This window comes from Vibrio sp. RM-41-2B (genome assembly GCF_024744415.1).
GTDB lineage: Bacteria > Pseudomonadota > Gammaproteobacteria > Enterobacterales > Vibrionaceae > Vibrio > Vibrio diabolicus.
Genome location: NZ_JAMQWD010000003.1, coordinates 146,617 through 162,097 on the forward strand (window position 1 = coordinate 146,617; position 15,481 = coordinate 162,097).

The window sequence follows — 15,481 nt, forward strand, 5'->3', positions numbered from 1 at the left end:
TTACCTAAATTACACTGGCATGTTCATGAGGTCTTTATACGCCTCAACGAGTTTATTGCGAATTTGAACCGTCGCATCAAAAGCGACACTAGACTTGTTACGAGCAATCATAACGTCAGAAAGGGAAACATCGGCATCACCACGATCAAAACGGGTTTGTAAGTCACCGGATGCTTTTTGAAGTGTGTTCACGTTATTGATGGCTTTAGTTAGGAGATCATTAAAATCTGCTCCAACTTTCGCCCCACTTGCAGTAGGAGCAGTATTGGTTGCTTCTACCATCATGGCGCGCATTTCTGCCTGAATACCATCAACTTTCATTAGCACCTCTAAGCCAAAAGATTGACTATTAACAAAACTGATTATTAACACAGCAATTAACGTGCCATAAGACATTAGTTAGCGGTTTGCTTACACTTTTTGTCTTATGGCGATTGCACATGTTAATTTGGGATATCTATACCAGCATCACGCATTTTGGCAAGTTTGTAGCGCAAGGTTCGTGGGCTTATGCCCAGTTTCTCCGCCATTTCTTTGCGTCGGCCGTTACACTCCACCAAGGTTTCCAAAATAATGGCGTATTCTTGGTCACGCAGCTCGCTGCCCAAGCCTTCCCCGCCAGATACCGGACGGTTCACACTCTCAGGTTGAGCGACTGGCTTAACATTAGGTACCACCATCTCTGCATTTTGCACCACATGTTGCAAGCTGTTGGCATCTTGCCAATCCACCCCTTCTAGTAAGATGTGCTCAGCGTCGATATCACCATTCTCACTTAAGATAAGAGCTCGTTGCACCACGTTATCCAGCTCACGAACGTTACCTGGCCAAGGGTATTGCAGCAGTTTTTCTACCGCAACGGCTGAAAATTGAGGCACTGGCATCCCCATCTTGCTGCAATGACGCTCAGCAAGATGCTTGGCAAGTGGCGCAATATCGCCTTTGCGTTCGTTCAGTGCTGGCCACGCAATTGGGAACACATTCAGGCGGTAGTATAAATCTTCACGGAAGTTGCCTTCTGAGACGTACTGCTTGAGATCACGGTTACTGGTCGCGAGCACGCGTACATCCAGCTTGATGCTCTTACGACTGCCAAGGCGCTCCACTTCACGCTCTTGCAAAACACGTAATAGTTTCGCTTGCAGGTTTAAGTCCATTTCGCTGATTTCATCCAGTAAGATTGTGCCGCCTTGTGCTTGTTCAAACTTACCCGGACACGCTTGAACCGCACCAGTGAACGCGCCTTTCTCGTAACCAAATAGTGTCGCTTCCAGCATGTTGTCTGGAATCGCCGCACAGTTGATAGCAACGAATGGACCATCTTTACGGTTTGATGCGTTGTGAATATAACGCGACATCACTTCTTTACCTGAGCCACTCGGACCTAGCACCATAACATTCGCATCTGTACGTGCCACTTTATCGGCCAATGCAAGTAGGCGCAGACTTTTTTCATCTGCAACGACCGCGTCACCATTGTCATCGCTTTTGATCGGTGCATATCGACTGACCATGTTCAGCAATACTTCCGGTGCAAATGGTTTCGCCATGTAGTCAATCGCGCCGTCTTTCATTGCCGACACGGCATCTTCAATGTTAGCGTACGCCGTCATTAACAGTACTGGTAAGTTAGGCCAATTCTGCTTGATGTTTTTGAGCAGAGCCAATCCGCCCATACCTGCCATTTGCACGTCAGAAACGACGATATCGACAGTATTCGATTTGAGTTTTAGTAGTGCGTCTTCCGCACAGTCAGCTTCTAACCACTCATACCCTGCCAGAGCCAGAGTATCCACTAGGGCTTCACGAAGACCTTCATCGTCTTCTACGATCAGCACTTTGCTTTGCGCCATTCTGATTCTCCAGTAATTGTTATTACCAGAAGCTGCTTATTGCGCTTCTGGTTGCACTCGCTCTAGCGGAATGCACATGGTAAAGCAGGCTCCATCACCCTGCTCTGAAATAAGTTCCAATCGACCGTCATGGGCACGGCAAACCATTTGAACAACAGCCAGCCCTAACCCGGTTCCTTGAGAACGCGTGGTAAAAAATGGCTCCATAATTTTGGCTTGTAGTTCTTCAGGTACACCCGGTCCGCTGTCTTGCACTGAAATGCGCAACTCACCATTTACCGGGCGGAAAAAAATATCGACTTGCGACTCTTTACCAGACATCTGAATCGCATTCATGACAAGGTTGCTCAACGCGGATGCAATCGCATTCGCATTGCCTAGCAACTCAGTTTGTTCTTCTTCCACTTCTAGGCAGTAATCAATACCATTATTTTTTAGCGCGGTTTCGACCATCGGCTGATATTCCGCCACCAACTGAGCAATCGTAAATGGCTTAATGACTTTATTATCACCACCTTTAGCAAAAAGCAGCATATCATTAACCTGCTTTTCCAAATCGTGCAGTCGATCCATTAATTTGGTTTGAAAGCGATCCCTTGTCGCTGGTGGAAGGTTTGGCGCTCCCAAATTGGATGCATATAGCATGGCGCTCGATAGCGGCGTTCTTACCTGATGAGCAAGCGACGCTACCATACGCCCTAACGACGACAAGCGTTGTAAATCACTCACACGAGCTTGAAGTAAGCGAGTTTCGGTTAAATCGGTAATCAGGATCAATTGACCTGTCGTAGAAGCCGAAATGGCTAATCGAACTTTACGACCATTCCGCAGGGAAACTTCGTGACCATCATCCTCACGAGGATCAAACACCGCCTGAATAATGTTGAACCATTTTTCATTAACCAGTGGAATCTCAAGAATTCGGTGCGCCTCTGGGTTTGCTTCACGCACTATGCCGTACGTGTCGAGCAGAATCACTCCGGCAGGCATCACATCAAGCACCTGCTTATAGCGCTCAACCTGATTTTCTACGGAATCTAAATGGGATTGGTTGGTGTTGTTATCCATTACTGCCTGTCGAAATATCGCCGCTAAAACTAAAATAGCTTGGTAAGCAATTAGCGTACCAAGCTATTTTTTTATATTTATCATTACGTTAAGTCATCGACAATAAGTTGACACCCTCAGATAACGGTTTTTGGTGTCAGAAAAACGATGCTAAATAGCCCAAATGATTTAGATATCGTCTTAAATCTCAACGTTACCTAGCGTTGTAAGTTGTACTTACGCATTTTTTCCACCAACGTTGTGCGTCGCATACCCAGCATATCAGCGGCTCGTGCCACGACCCCACCTTGTGCTTCTAACGCTTGGCTGATCATATTAACTTCTAAATCAGCCAACAGCTCTTTCAGATTTACACCTTCAGGCGGCAGCGCTTGCGGAGCGTTCATGCTGTGGTCAAGATCGTCTTGATCATCAAAACTAAAGTCTTCTGAGAAGATGTCTTGGAACACATCACGCTCTTGTTCTTCAACCGAAATAAACGGATTACTTTCTGGTTGGAACTCCGGGATATCACTGTAGCGATATTTGGTTGGTAAGTGGTTTACATCGACCAAGCTATTTGGGTACAGAATGATCATTCGCTCAACAAGGTTGGCTAACTCACGCACGTTACCCGGCCAGTTGTGCTCCATCAGTGAATTGATCGCACGAGGGGTAAAACAGATAGGCTGGCCACCCTCCGCTTCCAGACGCGTCATCAACTCTTGCAGCAGCAATGGAATATCTTGTTTGCGCTCTTTCAGCGCAGGCATCTCGATTGGAAACACGTTCAAACGATAGAACAAGTCTTCTCGGAACGTGCCTTCTTCAATCATACTTTCTAGATTACGGTGTGTTGCCGCGACAACTCGAACATTGACCTTGATGGTGCTATTGCCACCCACGCGTTCGAAACAGCGCTCTTGTAATACGCGAAGTAGCTTCACTTGCATCGACATCGGCATATCGCCAATCTCATCAAGAAAGATCGTGCCACCGTCTGCGAGCTCAAATCGACCTTTACGTGCCGTTAACGCACCAGTAAACGCGCCTTTTTCGTGGCCAAACAATTCACTTTCTAGAAGCTCCGGTGGAATGGCACCACAGTTAATGGGCACAAAGGCACCACTGCTGTACGACGAATGATAGTGAATGTTACGCGCAACGACTTCTTTACCGGTACCAGATTCACCCAAGATCAACACGTTTGCCTCGGTGTCTGAGACTTGCTCGATCAGGTGACGAACTTCTTGAATACCTCTGCTTTGACCAACTAAGCTGCGAAAAAGCGTGTTTTTTCGTGCACTAGCAACGACATTGACCCCTTTTCGACCCAGAAAATCTTTGCAGTGGCGTAACGCCTCACTAAGCTGCGGGTAATTAAGAGGTAGTTCTAGCTCACCTACAAAATTTGGAAGATCATCCACGGGCAACGGAAATCGGCCCATGACTAAAAGTGGGATGTGGTAGGCGCTGTTTAAATGAGAGATAACCGTATTCGCCGCTTGACCTGCTGGAATGTTACCAACAATACAGCACGACCATACGCTAGACCAATCAACATCGCTGAGCTGATCAGAACTGACCGCTTCGCAATTTTCTCCAACAAATTCCAATATATTGCTTAAATTTAAACGACTTGATGCGTCATCATCAATTACAAGCAGCTTTGCCAAACCTTGCATAAGTAAGAATGATTGCCTTTATTTTAGGTGCGTTGCGGCCAAACCTTGATTTGCGCAATTGGGTGCTAAAAGAAGGCAGAACCACCACACTCAATTTACGATAGACAAAATAGGAAAATCAGCAACAAAAAAAGCCATTAGGGCTACTAATGGCTTCTATTTTATTTGAATATAAAAATAAGGCAACCAAGCAATAAAGAGGTGTGAGCTTGATAGAAACTTTGCTACACAACTCGTTGCGCAATTGACAAATATATTCCTCTAATATCTTAACGCGTTGTTTTGGTTATTAAATACCGACTTCAGCTGCTGTAAGATTATGAAACTCTGTAGGGATTTGGTCCCAAGCGGATTTGATCTCACGGATAATGTCGATAACGTCGTCGATCAGTTGAGGGTCATTTTGATGGTTGGCAGCTGAAATTTGCGTGATCATAAACTCATAGAGTGAATCTAAGTTTGAAGCAATATCACCACCGTCATCCATCGATAGACAGCTACGTAGCGCAATAATGATGTCTAGCGCTTTACCTAAACGCTCACCTTTTGCTGGAATGTTGCCTGCTTGCATGGCCGCTTTACCTTGAATAAGGCGCTCAATCGCACCAGCCATAAGCATTTGAATGACTTTGTGCGGAGAAGCCGCGCTTAGCTGGCTGTCGACTGATACCTTTTTGTATGCTTGCAAAGAACCGCGCATAGTAATCCTCTTTTAAATAAATTTTTTGTACTGCTGAAGCGAACGCTGGCCATAACGAAACTTATGAAGTTCTTTTCCGACCTTTGACGTTTCCGATTGCATCAGCTCGACAATTCTTTTGGTACGAGTAAGCAACGCTTGCCACTCTGCATCCTGCTTAACCAAAGGATTTTGATGAATAATTGGTAACAGGTTTTGCAATAACCGTTCCCTGATATCGACCAAGCGAAGAATTTCTTCAGTACTAAAGTCGACTTTTTCCAATTCTTGCGTAATTAGTTGATCTATATCACTAATATCTATGAGTTCTTTTTGCATTTATTAACCCAACGCACTCATTAAGGCACCTAACTGACCTTGCATTTTGCCAGTCGCATCTTGCATGGCGGTAAACTTCGCGTGAGTGCGCTTTTCTAGGCTTTCCATGCGGCGATCTAATGCCGCTTGATCATCACTCAAACGATAATTTTGTTCTGTGAGACTTTTCTCTCGAGTACGAATGCTGCCTGTAATGCCTGTAATACCATGAATCGCGTCTTCGACTCGTTTAGCAAAACCTGTGTTGCCACCGAAGAACTTTTCTAGCTCGTTGAAGTTGTTGTTCAACTGACGATCCAACATGTCATAGTTGATTTCTAAGGTGCCTTGACGCGTGGTAGTAATGCCAAATTCAGTTAATGACTTTAGGTTTTCAGGCGCTTTATCAATTTGAGTGGAAAATACCGATTTTAATCGTGAGTCTGCGCTGCGTACGGTACTGTCACCCGACAACGGTCCTTTTTGACCAGTGACTGGATCCACACTCGCCAACGCTTGAGACGTTTGATAAAACGAGTTGTACGCCGCAACAAAGTTTTCGATGTCGTTACGCACACTCTGACGGTCGTATTCGACGCCAATTTCAGCAGGTGGCTTGTTCGGTTCTGATTTGCCTTTAAGTGTTAAATCAACACCTTCTATGGCATCTTCAATCACATTGTTGTGACTAGAAAGCTTTGCTACTCCATCAAGCAGAACTTCTGAATCTTGCCCTGCTTGTACCTCTGTCATGCCAAGGTATTCTTCAAAAGCAGATTGCGCTTTTGCGATTTTCGCTTCTGCTTCATCAATTTTTTCTAAACGTTCGCGTTCTTGAGGATCCAGCTTAGCGCGATGAATTTGTTTCGCTTGCTCTTCGGTCAATTCACCACGTTCAACTTTTGCGTCTAGCGCTTGTTTTTCACTCGCAATTTTTTGCTCAATTTCTGCTTTTTCTTGCTCAAGAAGCTGCTTGGCCTCTTTCGTCGTAACGTAAGAGTCGGTTAATGTGCCTGATGCCGCATTACTCCAACCCGGTACATCTGGTGCCTTCTCTATTGCTTTCTCGTCGAGTTCGAGCTCTGGCTCTTCATAAGAATCCAGCAAAGTGCCTGACGCAGTTTCTGTCCACCCTGGAATTCGGTCTTCAGGGCGCAAACTTGCGCGTCGGTTGGCTTCATCAATCGCTTCCTGCCCAGCTTTAGCGGCTTCTGCACCCGCAGCAGAGATTGGCTCTTGGGAGCCATCATCTTGTCCATTTTCTGCCGCTTTTTGCTCTTCTGGAGGTAGAGGATTGCCGTTTGCATCCAGTTCCACTGGTTGCTCGGAGAATTGAAGAGGACCTAACACTTCTTCCGCCGCTGAACGAGCTTCTTCAAGCGCGTTAACACGGTCTTCAAGTGTTTGATACTCGAAATATTTTAGAGGGTTGCCTTTGTCGGCCTCCGCACTGACTCTGATTTGATGATCCTTACCAGAGAGATTTGAGGCAAGGATAAGGCGTGGTCCTTCAACGTCGTTAATGAGAGATGCTCGAACACCGGGGTTGTCTTTTGAGCCGTTGATGCCGCGTACGACATCTGCGAGCTTGGAGCTCGAACGAACGTTCACGTTGAAGGTGTCATCACCAAGCGAAATCTGCAGCTTACCAGGGCCAAACTTTGCGTCTTCTGGCAGTACGTCAGAAGCGACTTTGTGGCTCTGGGCAAGCTGCAACACATCGATAGCATATTTGCCAGCGATAGCATCTGTGGTTGCCGTAGCAGATACGATATTGTCGTCTGTCGTTTCAACAGTACGAACGGCAAACGCTTTCTCTTGACGAAAGTTCGCCATGAGATTTTTCATCGTATCCAGTGATTCTCTGAGTCGCCCATAGGCACTGATACTGGCATTAATTGTCGTGCGCTCGTTGTCAATGCGTTGCTGCTTTGGTACGCGTTCGGCATCCACAATTTTGCTGACCATGGAATTGATATCCATGCCGCCAGACATCCCCAAAGGGCCTAAACTCATCAAATCACCTCTAAAAACGACTTACACTTTTTCAGTCAACAACCCGCTGTTGGCTGTGTGCTCAGCTAGGCGACGCAATACCACTAGCATTTCTTCATCAGGAATTTGACGAATCACGTCGCCCGTTTTGGCTTCGTAAATCGTCACCACATCTCTCCCGGATTCCTCATCCACTCGAAACGCGACTCCTTTGTTTATGGACGTCACAAACTCATTCATTTGCGCGACCAATTTTTCACGTTCTTCTTTGTTCAGCTCTTGACGGCTTTCTGCCATCTCGATCGCTGCTTGAACAGAGAAGTCGTATTCGGTGTCTTTCGCTTTTTGCGGCGAAACCTCACCATTTGAATTTGCTGGGCTAGACGTGCCTATATCATTGCCATTTTTATTTGCAAACTTTGTGCCACTTGGCGTGCCGTAAGGCTGGATGTTCGATGCGTAGGAGGATATATCCATTACAATCTCCCTTCCACCTTATGGGCTAACGATAGAACCTATCGCTTTGGTGCCCCAGCACTAAGATGTTTACCTCAGGCTGGGTCAACCACTTAGCCCAACAAGCTTAGCGCTGCAGATGGAGACTGCTTCGCTTGAGCCAGGATTGAAGTACTTGCTTGCTGAAGAATTTGCGACTTAGTCATCGCAGTGGTTTCTTTCGCGTAATCAGTATCTTTAATACGGCTGTTAGACGCATTAACGTTCTCGTTAATGTTGTCTAGGTTGCTGATTGCGTGGTTGAAGCGGTTTTGGAAAGCACCAAGTGACGCACGTTGGCTGTCTACTGACTTCAGGGCACCGTCGATAACAGCCACAGCTTCTTGAGAGCCTGCTACTGTTGTTACGTCGATGTCTTTCACTGTTACGTCTTTCGGACCGCCAAAGCCGATCTCGTCCGCTAGGTTGCCAGAGAACTCAACATCACCTTGAACTTTTTGAGAAGAAGCAAATACTTGTAACTTGCCATCTTCACCAACAGACGCTTTTACATCATCGTTTTGACCGTTGATGTACGTTGCTAGCTGCTCAATGTCGTCGCCTTGTTTTGCGCTGATCGATAGCTCTTTCTCTTCACCTTGTTTGTTGGTGTAGCTCATTTTGAACTCAGTTTTCTCACCAACAGTCCAAGATGCATCTTTACCCTCTTCTGCTGCGTAGCTCTTGCCACCCATTGCAGAAGTGTCTGAGCGCAAGCTACCCATAGACAGCATCACTGCTTCACCTGAGTCTGCACCGATTTGGAAAGATTGCGTACCGTATGTACCGTTCAGCAACTTGTTACCACCGAAAGAGGTAGTTTCAGCAATACGGTTTAGCTCGTCATTTAGCGCTGTTACTTCTTCTTGGATCGCAACACGTTCTGCTTTTGAGTTAGAACCGTTCGCAGATTGAAGCGATAGGTCACGCATACGTTGTAGGATGTTGGTAGATTCATTCATTGCACCTTCAGCAACCTGTGCAATAGAAATACCGTCGTTTGCGTTTTTCACCGCCATGTCTAGGCCACGGCTTTGTGCATTCAAGCGGTTTGAAATCTGTAGACCTGCAGCATCGTCTTTCGCGCTATTGATTTTATAACCCGAAGACAAACGCTCCATTGATTTTTGTTGACCGTCAGCTGCCTGGTTTAGGTAACGCTGTGCAGTCATCGCAGAAACGTTAGTATTAACGTTAATCGCCATAATTGATCTCCTTAAGGCTTTAGTGAATGTACCGTCGTGTCTCTCACCTCACTTAGGTACATCTCATTTCTCTCAGTCCCTTTAACGGCGACCGATGAATATCCTTTAGAAGAAATTTTCAATTTTTTGCGATTATTTTCTTTGGCTTACTGAAATGTGACGAAGCTCTAATGTCGTGATTCGCAGAAATTCTGAGTCCCAAAAAGACAGAAAAAAACCCAGCCGAAGCTGGGTTTACTCGCTCATCTCTCACCACGAGCCAATGAGGTTCTCGTCTTAGGTTTGAAATTAACCTAGCAGACTTAGCGCTGAGTTTGGCGCTTGTTTCGCTTGCGCAAGGATTGAGCTTGACGCTTGCGATAGAATTTGTGACTTGGTCATTTGAGTCGTTTCTTTCGCGAAGTCAGTATCTTTGATACGGCTCTTCGACGCGTTCACGTTCTCGTTGATGTTGTCCAAGTTGCTGATTGCATGGTTGAAACGGTTCTGGAATGCACCCAGCTCTGCGCGGTGGCTGTCTACGTATTTCAGTGCCGCATCGATGATAGCAACAGATTCTTGTGCGCCACCAACTGAGGTTACGTCGATAGTATCTACTGTTACTTTTTTACCTTCGCCCAAACCTAGCTCGCCAGATAGGCCGCCTGAAAACTCGACTTCGCCTTCGACTTTGTTGTTGCCAGCAAAGATTTGCAGTTTACCGTCTTGGTCTACTGAGGCTTTCACTAGGTCAGTTTGACCGTTAATGTAAGTCGCAAGCTCTTCGATATCGTCACCTGCTTTTGCGCTGATGTTGATTTCTTGCTCTTGACCGTAGCTGTCCGTTAGGTTGATTTTTAGGTCGTTCTTACCTTCAGCAACGTTCCAGTCTTTACCTTTACCACTTTCAGCTTGGTAGCTCACACCGCCCATCATTTTGTTGTCTGAACGCATGTCTTTTAGCTCAAGCATTACGGCTTCACCGTTATCCGCACCAATTTGGAACGATTTCGCACCGTGTGTGCCGTTTAGTAGCTTATTACCACCGAAAGACGTGGTTTCTGCGATACGGTTTAGTTCGTCGTTTAGCGCGGTCACTTCTTCTTGAATCGCCACACGCTCTGATTTCGAGTTTGAACCGTTTGCTGATTGCAGAGACAAATCACGCATACGTTGAAGAATGTTAGTGGTCTCGTTCATTGCACCTTCAGCGGTTTGTGCAATTGAGATACCGTCGTTCGCGTTGCGAACCGCCACATCCAAACCACGGCTTTGTACGTTCAAACGGTTCGAGATTTGTAGACCCGCAGCGTCATCTTTTGCGCTGTTGATTTTGAAACCCGAAGACAAACGCTCCATAGAAGTTTGTTGAGCTGAGTTTGCGTTGTTTAGGTAACGCTGAGCGGTCATCGCTGATACGTTAGTGTTTACATTCACTGCCATGGTGATTTCTCCAATTGATTTTCCGGTATAGCGGTTTCCGACGTCTCGGAAAACCAAGTAGTTCTCTCAAAGTTACTTTTATTAACGGCGCTCAAACTGATTTCTTTAGGGAATTCTTTGGATTTTTTTGAAAAAAGTTCATTTGGAGAAGGAATCGTGATGAAGCAGATAAAAAAGCAAAAAAACGTCAAACTTTCGCTAAAGCTTCTTTTCGAGCTGTCGATACAGGCAGGTTTTGCGTTAAATTCGAGCGAGGTCGATCATTAGCCAAGTAAGGTTAATGCTAGGTTTGGCGCTTGTTTTGCTTGTGCAAGAATAGAAGTACTGACCTGCTGCAAGATCTGCTGCTTCACCATTTGCGTGGTTTCTTTCGCGTAGTCAGTGTCTTGGATACGACTGTTGGAAGCGGCTAAGTTTTCGTGGATGTTATCCAGATTATTGATCGCGTGATTAAAGCGGTTTTGATACGCGCCTAACTCAGCACGATGGCTATCAACGTACTTCATCGCAGTATCTAGGACGGCCACGGCTTGTTGCGCACCACCGACAGACGTAATGTCGATGTTATCAACCGCATCGTAACCTTTTAGCTGTAACCCCAGTTCACTCGCTAAGTCACCTGAAAACGATAAAGTGCCTGAAGTTTCTTCTCCAGCCATAAATAGCTGTAACTGACCTTCTTCATTCACCGATGCCGTGACTTTGTCAGTTTGACCATTGATATAAGTCGCAAGCTCTTCGATATCATCGCCAGCTTTGGCATTAATTTGAATGGTTTCCGTCTCACCAAAACGATTCGTAAATGACATACTAAGATCATTCGCACCGTCTTTTACTTTCCAATCAGAGCTTGCACGTCCGTTTGCAATGTAACTAAAGCCGCCCATATCAATGCCATCACTGCGCATCGACTTTAATTCAACTTGCACAGCTTCACCTGACGCTGCACCGATTTGAAATGCCGACTTACCAAAGCTGCCATTGAGCAGCTTACGCCCACCAAAGGAGGTCGTTTCAGCAATGCGGTTTAGCTCATCGTTAAGTGCCGTCACTTCTTCTTGCAGTGCAGTGCGTTCCGCTTTGCTGTTTGAACCATTGGCTGACTGTAGCGACAAATCACGCATACGTTGCATGATATTGGTCACCTCATTCATCGCCCCTTCGGCGGTTTGCATTATGGAAATGCCGTCATTCGCGTTGCGAACCGCAACATCTAAACCACGCATTTGTGATTGCAAGCGGTTGGAGATTTGCAGACCCGCAGCGTCATCCTTTGCGCTGTTAATACGCTTCCCTGAAGACAAACGCTCCATGGATTGGTTCAGCATGTCAGTTGCACTGGTCAAATGACGTTGTGCGACAAGTGCTGCAACATTGGTATTAACGGTGATAGCCAAGAGACACAGACTCCAAATAAATTAAGGCTTTGGATACTTATCGACCAAATAATCGAAAGGTTTAGTCTTTTTTGAAAAAGTCTGTGGAATAGAAAAGAAGAAAATAAAAGCCCTCCAATTGGAGGGCTTAAGAAATAAAGTCTGAGAACTTACTTGATGGCTAGCTCTGCTAGCATTTCTTGTGATGGAGCGAAGAAGTACGCACCAGTTACCGCTTTTGTGAAACGAAGCATTTGGTCTGTTTTACCATCTGTCACGCCGTACATACTTTCTAGCATCACTTTAATGTTATGAAGTGTATTGCAGTAAGAAATAAACAGCAGACCATGAGGCCCTGTTACCGTCCCGTATGGCAAGCTATGACGAACAATCTTGAGACCTTTTCCTTCTTCTTTAATATCAACGCGACCAACGTGTGATGCAGCAGGAACGTCTTCTAGCTCGATAGAGTCTGGTTTGGTACGACCAATCACTTTTTCTTGCGCTTTGACATTCAAGCGATTCCAAGCGGCAAGGTTATGTTCAAAGCGTTGAGCCATGACATAACTACCTCCAGCAAATGGGCCCTCTTTTACTAGAGCCACATCAGCGCGAGCCTCCCCTTTCGGGTTTTCTGTCCCATCAATAAAGTCTGTCATATCACGAGCATCAAGGTAACGGTACCCATACGTTTCGTCCACAATGGTGACATCTTGCGCCGTCTCTTCTAGAAACTTACGCAGAACATAAAAGTGCAAGTCGTGACGAGTAGAGTGACAGTGAATCAGCACATCAACATCCGTTGCAGGCGCTACGATGTCTCCTTCGCCAAGTTGAGTAAAATCAATAAGCTCTTCTGGCGCGTCTACATTGAGGTGTTGCCAAAACGATTTTGTGAATGCGATAGAAAGGGTCAGCGCCGCGCCTGGCTGGGTAATATTTAACTCTTCCACTAACTTTGGTAGTGCTTTCAGCTTATCCAATACGTTTTCACGGTTTTGGTTCACTTTAAGTTGAGTGTACAGTGCAAATGGCCCTGCTTCTGGCACGATCGCCGTTTGAGCTTGTGACATTGAGGTTTCCTCTATACTTTGCCCCGGTGTGGGAAGTTATTGTTTTTAATTCTTCGAAGGCTGTTCTTCATTGCGCTCCAATTGTGGCACATGAAAACAGTCTTTTACCCATCTTCCATTTAGAAGATAGATCATAAACCAAGCTAATAAGGTAATGGTAAGGGCGTTTGCCCAGTTGAATACACCATGTTCCAGATACACATGATACATGGTCTGAGTCAGTTGGATACCGCACAAGATCAAAGTGATCTCTCGACCATAGCGAGTAATTCTGTTTACCCATCCTCTATCGGGGTGACGGAGCCCCATCAACCACATGAGAAGCAGGCTTGGAATGCCCATCGCCAAACCCAAATACAGCGTACTTGAGTCTGGGTAAACAATAGCGAGTAGCTTACTGCCACTATCACGACTTACGCCTGCCATCGCAAACACAACCCATGAACGCACAAGAAACATCCATCCAAACCATAAAATAATCGGCGCTTTTAAAAATCCATGGGCGTCATATTGGTCAAACGAGTAGCGCACAACATCTTCTTCTTAATGTGATAAAACGCCACTTTAACCTATCATTTCAGAGTTGCAAGCCAGCAAAGATGAGAACTAAAGTTCATTTCATCATCTTACACAGGTAAACTAAACAAAGATTTACAATGACGTTGATGAGAAACATGAAAAAAAGAACTCCAGCTACCCCAGCGCCTTCTCAAGAAACTCAAGCCGAAGCGATGAGAATTGCCAAATCCACACAGAAACCGGGGCAAACCAAAGAGCAAACCAAGCTGATCGCTCAAGGTATCGAAAAAGGCATCGCTCAATATAAGAAGCAGCAAAAAGAGCGCAATCGTCAAGCCGATAAAGCAAAGAAAAAACAGCAACGTGAAAAGCAACGTCAGCATGAAGAAGCTATCGAACAAGACAACATCACCAACGATGCGCCAAACTATGCATCAAGCAAACTGCCTTGGATACTGCTCGCTCTGAGCTGGATTGGCTTTGCTGCTTACATAGTATTGGGGAAATAGCTGATGAGACGCCTGTTACTTGGACTTTTTGTCGTACTTCTCTCTGGTTGCACGATGCCTTCTCACCTTACTCATGCTCAAAGCCAAGATGTTCATATTCGCATTGACGCTCAGTTCAACCCTGATCGATGCGAATACAAAGGCGAAGTCACCGGAAGCGAGGGTCATTGGTATAACTACATTTTCATGACCAATGACGCGATGATGCAAGGTGCAATGAATGATTTAAAAAACAATGCAGCGGCTATCGATGCGGATACCGTTTTTATGGTCTCCCCGCAAGATTTTATCACCTCATTTAGCGTGCTGGGCTCCGCTTACCGCTGCAATAGATGACGCCTGAATATGAAAAAAGCCAGCAATTGCTGGCTTATGCACGAAATCCAAGACTGCTAGCGATATCTCTCTCCCGCTCTAGAACCCATTGGCTATCAAAAGGCCCCCAATCTGAAAGTTGATAATAGCCGTCATTATGACGTCGGCCATCTTGAACGAATATGAGTTCAATGCCGATCCCAGGTAACGCCTTGAGTACATCTTGAATTGTACGACGAGGCCACCCCGTTTTTTCGATCAACTTTGGCACATTCGGCCTTTCTAGGTTTTCCACCAACAAGGCCAAATATAGCCGCCTTGCAAAAACAGGACTCAATTCCATTGACACCTCCTAAAATTGTGCTGATTCATTATTTCGTTTTTGCTCAGCGAGATGTTGCGTTTGATCAATAACTCGACTTTTCCATTTGATTTAGACGATTTTTTATTCGATTTATAGTGCATTCATCGTAAATAAGTTACGTAACATCAGTTATCTCAATCTATCTGAAAATATTTTCCACCGCATTTTGTCAGTTTGATTGCTTCTTGATAGGATGCTATAGCAGCCCAAATAACTTAAGTGCGTTTTAACCACGCCAGTGAAAAATAGAACAAAGAAAAAAGGAAACACTATGTCGATTACCATGTTTGGTATTCCCAACTGCGATACGATCAAAAAAGCCAAAAAATGGTTAGAAGCTGAGGATATTGCTTACGACTTCCATAACTACCGTAAGCAAGGCGTTGATGTAGCTATGGTAAGCGAATTTTGTCGCGCTTTAGGTTGGGAACAGGTGCTCAACAAACGTGGCACGACCTACCGCCAACTGACACAAGAACAGAAAGACACGCTTAACGAAGAAAACGCGATCGCTCTTTTGGTAGAAAATCCGGCGATGATCAAGCGCCCAATTTTAAAAGTGAATGATCAACTTCATATCGGTTTTAAAGCTGATCAATACGCTACCATTTTCAACTCTTAAATAA

Annotated in this window: 17 protein-coding genes; 3 read left to right on the forward strand and 14 right to left on the reverse strand. The window is 45.4% G+C overall.

Translation table 11 applies throughout. The features are described 5' to 3' along the window. Nucleotides 1-9: 9 nt before the first annotated feature. The 13 genes from fliE to NB463_RS00800 form a co-directional block, all read right to left on the reverse strand. The gene (fliE, locus tag NB463_RS00740; RefSeq protein WP_012841525.1) at nucleotides 10-321 is read right to left on the reverse strand and encodes a flagellar hook-basal body complex protein FliE; all 312 of its coding nucleotides are present in this window, start codon (nucleotides 319-321) and stop codon (nucleotides 10-12) included. 122 nt (nucleotides 322-443) lie between these two features. After that, entirely contained in the window at nucleotides 444-1,853 is a 1,410-nt protein-coding gene (locus NB463_RS00745; protein WP_046875536.1) for a sigma-54-dependent transcriptional regulator, read from the reverse strand. A gap of 36 nt (nucleotides 1,854-1,889) precedes the next feature. Further along, nucleotides 1,890-2,921: a sensor histidine kinase gene (locus NB463_RS00750; RefSeq protein WP_046875535.1), complete on the reverse strand. Its 1,032-nt coding sequence runs from the start codon at nucleotides 2,919-2,921 to the stop codon at nucleotides 1,890-1,892. Nucleotides 2,922-3,118: 197 nt separating this feature from the next. Next, a complete protein-coding gene (locus tag NB463_RS00755; RefSeq protein ID WP_006741695.1) occupies nucleotides 3,119-4,585 on the reverse strand; it encodes a sigma-54 dependent transcriptional regulator in 1,467 nt (488 codons plus the stop codon). A 289-nt stretch (nucleotides 4,586-4,874) separates the two neighbouring features. Continuing rightward, the gene (fliS, locus tag NB463_RS00760; RefSeq protein ID WP_012841524.1) at nucleotides 4,875-5,285 is read right to left on the reverse strand and encodes a flagellar export chaperone FliS; all 411 of its coding nucleotides are present in this window, start codon (nucleotides 5,283-5,285) and stop codon (nucleotides 4,875-4,877) included. A 12-nt stretch (nucleotides 5,286-5,297) separates the two neighbouring features. After that, complete coding sequence (locus NB463_RS00765; protein WP_012841523.1) at nucleotides 5,298-5,603, reverse strand: flagellar protein FliT; 306 nt, start codon at nucleotides 5,601-5,603, stop codon at nucleotides 5,298-5,300. A 3-nt stretch (nucleotides 5,604-5,606) separates the two neighbouring features. Beyond that, nucleotides 5,607-7,598 (reverse strand): flagellar filament capping protein FliD, encoded by a 1,992-nt coding sequence (fliD, locus tag NB463_RS00770; protein ID WP_258431092.1) that lies wholly within the window; start codon nucleotides 7,596-7,598, stop codon nucleotides 5,607-5,609. A gap of 21 nt (nucleotides 7,599-7,619) precedes the next feature. Next, on the reverse strand, nucleotides 7,620-8,054 hold the full coding sequence (gene flaG, locus NB463_RS00775; RefSeq protein WP_047008849.1) for a flagellar protein FlaG: 435 nt from the start codon (nucleotides 8,052-8,054) through the stop codon (nucleotides 7,620-7,622). Between the two features lie 92 nt (nucleotides 8,055-8,146). Beyond that, a complete protein-coding gene (locus NB463_RS00780; protein ID WP_006741693.1) occupies nucleotides 8,147-9,277 on the reverse strand; it encodes a flagellin in 1,131 nt (376 codons plus the stop codon). 288 nt (nucleotides 9,278-9,565) lie between these two features. After that, the gene (locus NB463_RS00785; protein ID WP_005393103.1) at nucleotides 9,566-10,699 is read right to left on the reverse strand and encodes a flagellin; all 1,134 of its coding nucleotides are present in this window, start codon (nucleotides 10,697-10,699) and stop codon (nucleotides 9,566-9,568) included. A gap of 263 nt (nucleotides 10,700-10,962) precedes the next feature. Next, entirely contained in the window at nucleotides 10,963-12,096 is a 1,134-nt protein-coding gene (locus NB463_RS00790) for a flagellin (RefSeq protein ID WP_046875529.1), read from the reverse strand. A gap of 149 nt (nucleotides 12,097-12,245) precedes the next feature. Next, nucleotides 12,246-13,148, reverse strand: coding sequence for a Dyp-type peroxidase (locus tag NB463_RS00795; RefSeq protein ID WP_139060391.1), 903 nt, complete (start codon nucleotides 13,146-13,148; stop codon nucleotides 12,246-12,248). A 45-nt stretch (nucleotides 13,149-13,193) separates the two neighbouring features. Next, nucleotides 13,194-13,679 (reverse strand): DUF2919 domain-containing protein, encoded by a 486-nt coding sequence (locus tag NB463_RS00800; protein ID WP_258431093.1) that lies wholly within the window; start codon nucleotides 13,677-13,679, stop codon nucleotides 13,194-13,196. Between the two features lie 143 nt (nucleotides 13,680-13,822). Between NB463_RS00800 and NB463_RS00805 the strand changes: the two genes are divergently transcribed. Both NB463_RS00805 and NB463_RS00810 read left to right on the forward strand, forming a co-directional pair. Further along, nucleotides 13,823-14,176, forward strand: a complete 354-nt coding sequence (locus NB463_RS00805; protein ID WP_139060392.1) for a DUF2956 domain-containing protein — start codon at nucleotides 13,823-13,825, stop codon at nucleotides 14,174-14,176. A 3-nt stretch (nucleotides 14,177-14,179) separates the two neighbouring features. Continuing rightward, complete coding sequence (locus NB463_RS00810) at nucleotides 14,180-14,512, forward strand: DUF4156 domain-containing protein (protein ID WP_139060393.1); 333 nt, start codon at nucleotides 14,180-14,182, stop codon at nucleotides 14,510-14,512. Nucleotides 14,513-14,546: 34 nt separating this feature from the next. Here NB463_RS00810 and NB463_RS00815 read toward each other — a convergent pair whose 3' ends face one another. Then, nucleotides 14,547-14,834: a winged helix-turn-helix domain-containing protein gene (locus NB463_RS00815; protein ID WP_005380433.1), complete on the reverse strand. Its 288-nt coding sequence runs from the start codon at nucleotides 14,832-14,834 to the stop codon at nucleotides 14,547-14,549. Between the two features lie 292 nt (nucleotides 14,835-15,126). Here NB463_RS00815 and NB463_RS00820 point away from each other — a divergent pair, with 292 nt between their 5' ends. After that, nucleotides 15,127-15,477, forward strand: coding sequence for an ArsC family reductase (locus NB463_RS00820; protein WP_104974904.1), 351 nt, complete (start codon nucleotides 15,127-15,129; stop codon nucleotides 15,475-15,477). Nucleotides 15,478-15,481: the final 4 nt, after the last annotated feature.